This window comes from Corynebacterium sp. UMB8791 (genome assembly GCF_054166365.1).
In genome coordinates, this window is record NZ_JBSZCG010000043.1 from 1 (window position 1) to 337 (window position 337).

At 65.0% G+C, this 337-nt stretch carries 1 pseudogene; it reads left to right on the top strand.

The annotated features are described in order from the left end of the window. Positions 1-337 (top strand): annotated as a pseudogene (locus ACXIUA_RS01235) (DNA polymerase III subunit gamma and tau); the annotation flags it as partial.

Here is a 337-nt window from a genome sequence, read left to right on the forward strand (position 1 = left end):
GCTCAAGGTTGTCGAGGAACCACCGGAGCACGTCATCTTCATCTTCGCCACGACGGAGCCGGAGAAGATCATCGGCACCATCCGTTCGCGTACCCACCACTACCCCTTCCGCCTGCTGACCCCGCCGGCGATGAAGGGGCTGCTGGAGCGCACCGTGGCCTCGGAGAACGTCCACGTGGATGACACCGTGTACCCCATGGTCATCCAGGCCGGCGGCGGGTCACCGCGTGACACGTTATCCATCTTGGACCAGCTGTTGGCGGGCGCGGGGCCCGATGGCTTGACCTACGATGTGGCCCGTCCGCTTCTGGGTGTCACGGACGAGGGCTTGCTGGAT